The organism is Pseudomonas sp. GZD-209 (assembly GCF_049310485.1).
GTDB classification, from domain to species: domain Bacteria; phylum Pseudomonadota; class Gammaproteobacteria; order Pseudomonadales; family Pseudomonadaceae; genus Aquipseudomonas; species Aquipseudomonas sichuanensis.
Genome location: NZ_JBMOWQ010000030.1, coordinates 1 through 7,885, shown reverse-complemented (window position 1 = coordinate 7,885; position 7,885 = coordinate 1). Strand labels below are relative to the sequence as shown.

Annotated in this window: 6 protein-coding genes; all 6 read left to right on the top strand. The window is 65.6% G+C overall.

Going from position 1 to position 7,885, the window contains the following annotated elements; genetic code table 11:
- The first annotated feature begins 247 nt into the window (after positions 1-247).
- The 6 genes from ACO6VM_RS05640 (at position 248) to purU (ending at position 7,814) form a co-directional block, all read left to right on the top strand.
- Positions 248-1,501 carry a serine hydroxymethyltransferase gene (locus tag ACO6VM_RS05640; RefSeq protein WP_422402902.1) on the top strand — a complete coding sequence of 418 codons (1,254 nt, stop codon included), beginning with the start codon at positions 248-250 and terminating at the stop codon, positions 1,499-1,501.
- Positions 1,502-1,516: 15 nt separating this feature from the next.
- Complete coding sequence (locus tag ACO6VM_RS05635) at positions 1,517-2,767, top strand: sarcosine oxidase subunit beta family protein (protein WP_110992277.1); 1,251 nt, start codon at positions 1,517-1,519, stop codon at positions 2,765-2,767.
- A gap of 16 nt (positions 2,768-2,783) precedes the next feature.
- Positions 2,784-3,119: a sarcosine oxidase subunit delta gene (locus ACO6VM_RS05630; protein ID WP_110992278.1), complete on the top strand. Its 336-nt coding sequence runs from the start codon at positions 2,784-2,786 to the stop codon at positions 3,117-3,119.
- Complete coding sequence (locus ACO6VM_RS05625) at positions 3,116-6,130, top strand: sarcosine oxidase subunit alpha (RefSeq protein ID WP_390966249.1); 3,015 nt, start codon at positions 3,116-3,118, stop codon at positions 6,128-6,130. The genes ACO6VM_RS05630 and ACO6VM_RS05625 overlap by 4 nt, the downstream gene beginning before the upstream one ends.
- A gap of 180 nt (positions 6,131-6,310) precedes the next feature.
- Positions 6,311-6,943, top strand: coding sequence for a sarcosine oxidase subunit gamma (locus ACO6VM_RS05620; protein WP_232883747.1), 633 nt, complete (start codon positions 6,311-6,313; stop codon positions 6,941-6,943).
- A gap of 13 nt (positions 6,944-6,956) precedes the next feature.
- Positions 6,957-7,814, top strand: a complete 858-nt coding sequence (gene purU / locus ACO6VM_RS05615) for a formyltetrahydrofolate deformylase (RefSeq protein ID WP_323830147.1) — start codon at positions 6,957-6,959, stop codon at positions 7,812-7,814.
- Positions 7,815-7,885: the final 71 nt, after the last annotated feature.

The window sequence follows — 7,885 nt, the reverse complement described above, 5'->3', positions numbered from 1 at the left end:
CCCCCCCCCCCTCCCCCCCCCCCCCCCCCACCTCCCCCCCCCCCCCCCCCCCCCCCCCCCCCCCCCCCCCCCCCCCCCCCCCCCCCGCTCCCACGAATGGTCCGCATGACGCTTTTGGGCAATGTCGTAAACGCGCCATTGCAAGGCGCGCGCAGGCATCTGTGCCCACCGGCCCGGTCATACCATCGCTGCAAAGGGTGACAAGTCCCTCTACAGACAAGAAACGATCGCTGCCGGGAGATACATGATGTTCAGCAAGCAAGACCAGATCCAGGGTTACGACGACGCACTGCTGGCGGCGATGAATGCCGAGGAACAGCGCCAGGAAGATCACATCGAGCTGATCGCCTCGGAGAACTACACCAGCAAGCGCGTGATGCAGGCCCAAGGCAGCGGCCTCACCAACAAATACGCCGAAGGCTACCCGGGCAAGCGCTACTACGGCGGCTGCGAGCACGTCGACAAGGTCGAGGCGCTGGCCATCGAGCGCGCCAAGCAGCTGTTTGGCGCCGACTACGCCAACGTGCAGCCGCACTCCGGCTCGTCGGCCAACGGCGCCGTGTACCTGGCCCTGCTGCAGGCCGGCGACACCATCCTGGGCATGAGCCTGGCCCACGGCGGCCACCTGACCCACGGCGCCAAGGTGTCGTCCTCCGGCAAGCTGTACAACGCCGTGCAGTACGGCATCGCCACCACTACCGGCCTGATCGACTACGACGAAGTCGAGCGCCTGGCCGTCGAGCACAAGCCGAAGATGATCGTCGCCGGCTTCTCGGCCTACTCCAAGACTCTCGACTTCCCACGCTTCCGCCAGATCGCCGACAAGGTCGGTGCCCTGTTGTTCGTCGACATGGCCCACGTCGCCGGCCTGGTCGCCGCCGGCCTGTACCCGAACCCGATCCCCTTCGCCGACGTGGTCACCACCACCACCCACAAGACCCTGCGCGGTCCGCGTGGCGGCCTGATCCTGGCCAAGAGCAACGAAGAGATCGAGAAGAAGCTCAACGCCGCGGTCTTCCCCGGCGCCCAGGGCGGCCCGCTGATGCACGTGATCGCCGCCAAGGCCGTGTGCTTCAAGGAAGCGCTGGAGCCTGGCTTCAAGGCCTACCAGAAGCAGGTCATCGAAAACGCCCAGGCCATGGCCCAGGTGTTCATCGAGCGTGGCTTCGATGTGGTCTCGGGCGGTACCGACAACCACCTGTTCCTGGTCAGCCTGATTCGCCAGGGCCTGACCGGTAAAGATGCCGACGCCGCCCTGGGCCGCGCGCACATCACCGTCAACAAGAACGCCGTGCCGAACGACCCGCAGTCGCCGTTCGTCACCTCGGGCCTGCGCATCGGCACCCCGGCCGTCACCACCCGTGGTTTCAAGGTCGCCCAGTGCGTGGCCCTGGCCGGCTGGATCTGCGACATCCTCGACAACCTCGGCGACGCTGACGTCGAAGCCGATGTGGCCAAGAACGTCGCCGCCCTGTGCGCAGACTTCCCTGTTTACCGCTGAGTGGAGTAAACGACCATGCAACGCTACTCGGGCTTCGGCCTCTTCAAACACTCCCTCAGCCACCACGAGAACTGGCAGCGCATGTGGCGCACGCCAACCCCTAAAAAGGTCTACGACGTGGTCATCGTCGGCGGTGGCGGCCATGGCCTGGCCACCGCCTACTACCTGGCCAAAGAGCACGGCATCACCAACGTCGCGGTGATCGAGAAGGGTTACCTGGGCGGCGGCAACACCGCCCGTAACACCACCATCGTGCGGTCCAACTACCTGTGGGACGAGTCGGCGCACCTGTACGAGCACGCCATGAAGCTGTGGGAGGGCCTGTCCCAGGACCTCAACTACAACGTGATGTTCTCCCAGCGCGGCGTGTACAACCTGTGCCACACCCTGCAGGACATCCGCGACTCCGAGCGCCGGGTCAACGCCAACCGCCTCAACGGCGTCGATGGCGAGCTGCTCAACACTGCCCAGGTCGCGGCCGAGATCCCCTACCTGGACTGCTCGAAGAACACCCGCTACCCGATCCTCGGTGCCACCGTGCAGCGCCGTGGCGGCGTGGCCCGTCACGACGCCGTGGCCTGGGGCTTTGCCCGTGCCGCCGACGCCCTGGGCGTGGACCTGATCCAGCAGACTGAAGTGATCGGCTTCCGTAAAGAGAACGGCGCCGTGATCGGCGTGGAAACCAACAAAGGCTTCATCGGCGCCAAGCGCGTCGGCGTAGTCACCGCCGGTAACTCCGGGCACATGGCCAGGCTCGCGGGCTTCCGCCTGCCGCTGGAATCGCACCCGCTGCAAGCCCTGGTATCGGAGCCGATCAAGCCGATCATCGACAGCGTGATCATGTCCAACGCCGTGCACGGCTACATCAGCCAGTCCGACAAGGGCGACCTGGTGATCGGTGCCGGTATCGACGGCTGGGTCGGCTACGGCCAGCGCGGCTCGTACCCGGTGATCGAACACACCCTGCAGGCCATCGTCGAGATGTTCCCCAACCTCTCGCGCGTGCGCATGAACCGCCAGTGGGGCGGCATCGTCGACACCTCGCCGGACGCCTGCCCGATCATCTCCAAGACTCCGGTCAAGAACATGTTCTTCAACTGCGGCTGGGGCACCGGCGGCTTCAAGGCCACCCCGGGCTCGGGCAACGTGTTCGCCGCGAGCCTGGCCAAGGGCGAAATGCACCCACTGGCCGCGCCGTTCTCCATGGACCGTTTCTACAACGGTGCGCTGATCGACGAACACGGCGCTGCTGCCGTCGCCCACTGACCCGGAGACAACCGTCATGTTGCATATTTTCTGTCCCCACTGCGGCGAGCTGCGCTCCGAAGAAGAATTCCACGCTTCCGGCCAGGCCCACATCCCGCGCCCGCTGGACCCGGCCGCCTGCTCCGACGAGGAGTGGGGCACCTACATGTTCTTCCGCGACAACCCGCGTGGCATTCACCACGAGCTGTGGGACCACGTTGCCGGCTGCCGCCAGTACTTCAACGTCACCCGTGACACCGTGACCTACGAAATTCTGGAAACCTACAAGATCGGCGAGAAGCCTCAAGTCACCGCTGCCGGCAAGCAAAGCGCGGCATCCGCGACCGCCAAGGGCCAAGGGGAAAAAGTATGAGCCAGACCTATCGCCTCGCCAGCGGCGGCCGTATCGACCGCAGCAAGGTGCTGAACTTCACCTTCAACGGCAAGACCTACCAGGGCTATGCCGGCGACAGCCTGGCTGCCGCCCTGCTGGCCAACGGCGTCGACATCGTCGGGCGCAGCTTCAAGTACTCGCGCCCACGCGGCATCATCGCCGCCGGTACCGAAGAGCCGAACGCCATCCTGCAGATCGGCTCCAGCGAAGCCACCCAGATCCCCAACGTGCGTGCCACCCAACAGGCGCTGTACGCAGGCCTGGTCGCCACCAGCACCAACGGCTGGCCGAACGTCAACAACGACGTCATGGGCATCCTCGGCAAAGTGGGCGGCAGCATGATGCCGCCGGGCTTCTACTACAAAACCTTCATGTACCCGAAATCGTTCTGGATGACTTACGAGAAGTACATCCGCAAAGCCGCAGGCCTGGGCCGTGCGCCGCTGCAGAACGATCCGGACAGCTACGACTACATGAACCAGCACTGCGACGTGCTGATCGTCGGCGCCGGCCCCGCTGGCCTGGCCGCCGCCCTGGCCGCCGCCCGCAGCGGTGCCCGGGTGATCCTGGCCGATGAACAGGAAGAGTTCGGCGGCAGCCTGCTCGACACCCGCGAAACCCTCGACGGCAAGCCCGCCGCCGACTGGGTCAACGCCGTGGTCAAAGAGCTGGAAAGCCTGCCGGAAGTGACCCTGCTGCCACGTGCCACGGTCAACGGCTACCACGACCATAACTTCCTGACCATTCACGAACGCCTCACCGACCACCTCGGCGACCGCGCCCCGATCGGCCAGGTGCGCCACCGCGTGCACCGCGTGCGTGCCAAGCGTGTGGTGCTGGCCCCTGGCGCCCACGAGCGCCCGCTGGTGTACGGCAACAACGACGTGCCGGGCAACATGCTGGCCGGTGCGGTCTCCACCTACGTGCGCCGCTACGGCGTTGCGCCGGGCCGCAAGCTGGTGCTGTCGACCAACAACGATCACGCCTACCGCGCAGCGCTGGACTGGCACGACGCCGGCCTGCAAGTGGTGGCCATCGCCGACGCTCGCCACAACCCGCGTGGTTCGCTGGTTGAAGAGGCGCGTGCCAAGGGCATCCGCATTCTCACCTCCAGCGCCGTGGTCGAGGCCAAGGGCAGCAAGCATGTCACCGGCGCCCGTGTGGCCGCCATCGATGTAAAGGCACACAAGGTCACCAGCCCAGGCGAGACCCTCGAGTGCGACCTGATCGCTACGTCCGGCGGCTACAGCCCGATCGTCCACCTGGCTTCGCACCTGGGCGGCCGCCCGGTATGGCGTGACGACATCCTTGGTTTCGTGCCGGGGGATGCCCCGCAGAAGCGCGAGTGCGTCGGCGGCATCAACGGCGTCTACGCCCTCGGTGACGTGATTGCCGATGGTTTCGAAGGCGGCGCCCGCGCTGCCACCGAGGCCGGTTTCAAGGCCACCGTCGGCACCCTGCCGAAAACCGTGGCGCGCAAGGAAGAGGCCACCGTGGCGCTGTTCCAGGTGCCGCACGACAAGGGCAGCAAAGGGCCGAAGCAGTTCGTCGACCAGCAGAACGACGTCACCGCCGCCGGTATCGAGCTGGCCACCCGTGAAGGCTTCGAGTCGGTCGAGCACGTCAAACGCTATACCGCGCTGGGCTTCGGTACCGACCAGGGCAAGCTGGGCAACATCAACGGCCTGGCCATCGCCGCCCGTTCGATCGGCATCACCATCCCGGAAATGGGCACCACCATGTTCCGCCCCAACTACACGCCGGTGACCTTCGGCGCGGTAGCGGGCCGGCACTGTGGCCACCTGTTCGAGCCGGTGCGCTTCACCGCCCTGCATGCCTGGCACGTGAAGAACGGCGCGGAGTTCGAGGACGTCGGCCAGTGGAAGCGCCCGTGGTACTTCCCTAAAGCCGGCGAGGATATCCACGCTGCCGTGGCCCGCGAGTGCAAGGCCGTGCGTGACAGCGTCGGCCTGCTGGACGCCTCCACGCTCGGCAAGATCGACATCCAGGGGCCGGACGCGCGCGAGTTCCTCAACCGCATCTACACCAACGCCTGGACCAAGCTCGACGTGGGCAAGGCCCGCTACGGCCTGATGTGCAAAGAGGACGGCATGGTCTTCGACGACGGCGTGACCGCCTGCGTCGGCGACAACCACTTCATCATGACCACCACCACCGGCGGCGCCGCCCGTGTGCTGCAGTGGATGGAGCTGTACCACCAGACCGAATGGCCGGAGCTGAAGGTGTACTTCACCTCGGTCACCGACCACTGGGCGACCATGACCCTGTCTGGCCCCAACAGCCGCAAGCTGCTCAGCGAGCTGACCGACATCGACATGGACAAGGAAGCCTTCCCGTTCATGACCTGGAAGGAAGGCAATGTCGGCGGCGTGCCGGCCCGTGTGTTCCGCATCTCGTTCACCGGCGAGCTGTCGTACGAAGTGAACGTGCAGGCCAACTACGCCATGGGCGTGCTGGAGCAGATCGTCGAGGCCGGCAAGAAGTACAACCTGACCCCGTACGGCACCGAGACCATGCACGTGCTGCGTGCCGAGAAGGGCTTCATCATCGTGGGCCAGGACACCGACGGTTCGATGAACCCGGACGACCTGAACATGAGCTGGTGCGTGGGCCGCAACAAGCCGTTCTCGTGGATCGGCCTGCGTGGCATGAACCGCGAAGACTGCCTGCGCGACAACCGCAAGCAGCTGGTGGGCCTCAAGCCGGTCGACCCCAAGGTGTGGCTGCCGGAAGGCGCCCAACTGGTGTTCGACCCCAAGCAACCGATCCCGATGGACATGGTCGGCCACGTCACCTCCAGCTACGCGGCCAACTCCCTGGGCTATTCGTTCGCCATGGGTGTGGTCAAGGGCGGCCTCAAGCGCATGGGCGAGCGGGTGTATTCGCCACAGGCCGATGGCAGCGTGATCGAGGCGGAAATCGTCTCCGCGGTGTTCTTCGATCCGAAGGGTGAGCGGCAGAACGTTTGAGGCTTTGTCTCGGGCTCTGGTTGAAATGCGGTCTCTGTGGGAGCGGGTTTACCCGCGAATGCGATGGTGGATTCACTGCCCTCTTCGCGGGTGAACCCGCTCCCACAGGATCTTCGCAGCCAGTGCCTACAGGTTCTACCTCAGGTCTTCGCGATCAACAGAATTCAAGGCAGGTAAGAAATGAGCGCTATCAACGTCTTCCAGCAAAACCCCGGCCCTGATGCCAAGGCTCAGTCGCCACTGCACCACGCCGACTTGGCCAGCCTGGTCGGCAAGGGCCGCAAGAACGCAGGCGTGACCCTGCGCGAGAAGAAATTCCTCGGCCACCTGACCATTCGTGGCGACGGCCACGACCCGGCCTTCGCCGGCGCCGTGCACAAGGCCCTGGGCCTGGAGCTGCCGGTGGCCCTGACCGTGGTCGCCAACGGCGACACCTCGCTGCAATGGATGGGCCCGGACGAGTACTTGCTGATCGTCCCCGGCGGCCAGGAAGTGGAAGTCGAGAACAAGCTGCGTGCAGCCCTCGACGGCCAGCACATCCAGGTGGTCAACGTCAGCGGCGGGCAGACCCTGCTCGAGCTGCGCGGCCCCAACGTGCGCGACGTGCTGATGAAATCCACCAGCTATGATGTTCACCCGAACAACTTCCCGGTGGGCAAGGCCGTGGGCACCGTGTTCGCCAAGTCGCAACTGGTGATCCGCCGCACCGCCGAAGACACCTGGGAGTTGATGATCCGCCGCAGCTTCTCCGACTACTGGTGGCTGTGGCTGCAGGACGCATCGGCCGAATACGGCCTGGCCATCGAAGCCTGAAGGAGTACACAGCATGAGTCGGGCACCGGACACCTGGATTCTCACTGCCGACTGCCCGAGCATGCTCGGCACCGTCGATGTGGTGACGCGTCACCTCTACGAGCAGCGCTGCTACGTCACCGAGCACCATTCCTTCGATGACCGGCTGTCGGGGCGGTTCTTCATTCGCGTGGAGTTCCGCGCCCCGGATGGCTTCGACGAGGGCGGCTTCCGGGCCGGCCTTGCCGCGCGCAGCGAAGCCTTCGGCATGGCCTTCGAGCTGACCGCACCCCATCACCGCCCCAAGGTGGTGATCATGGTGTCCAAGGCCGACCACTGCCTGAACGATCTGCTGTACCGCCAGCGCATCGGCCAACTGGCCATGGACGTGGTCGCGGTGGTGTCCAACCACCCAGACCTCGAACCCTTGGCCCACTGGCACAAGATCCCTTACTACCACTTTGCCCTCGACCCCCACGACAAGCCGGGGCAGGAGCGCAAGGTGCTGGACGTGATCGAGCAGACCGGTGCGGAGCTGGTGATCCTCGCCCGCTACATGCAGGTGCTGTCGCCCGAGCTGTGCCGCCGGCTGGACGGTTGTGCGATCAACATCCACCACTCGCTGCTGCCGGGGTTCAAGGGCGCCAAGCCGTACCACCAAGCCTACAACAAGGGCGTGAAGATGGTCGGTGCCACCGCGCACTACATCAACAACGACCTCGACGAAGGGCCGATCATTGCCCAGGGCGTCGAGGTGGTGGACCACAGCCACTACCCCGAGGACCTGATTGCCAAGGGGCGCGATATCGAGTGCCTGACCCTGGCGCGGGCGGTGGGGTATCACATTGAGAAGCGGGTGTTCCTGAACGCCAATCGCACCGTCGTTCTCTGAGCTGACCCCATCGCGGGGGGGGGGGAAGGCTCCCGCCACACTGGGGGGAGGGGGGGGGGAAACCGCTGAAT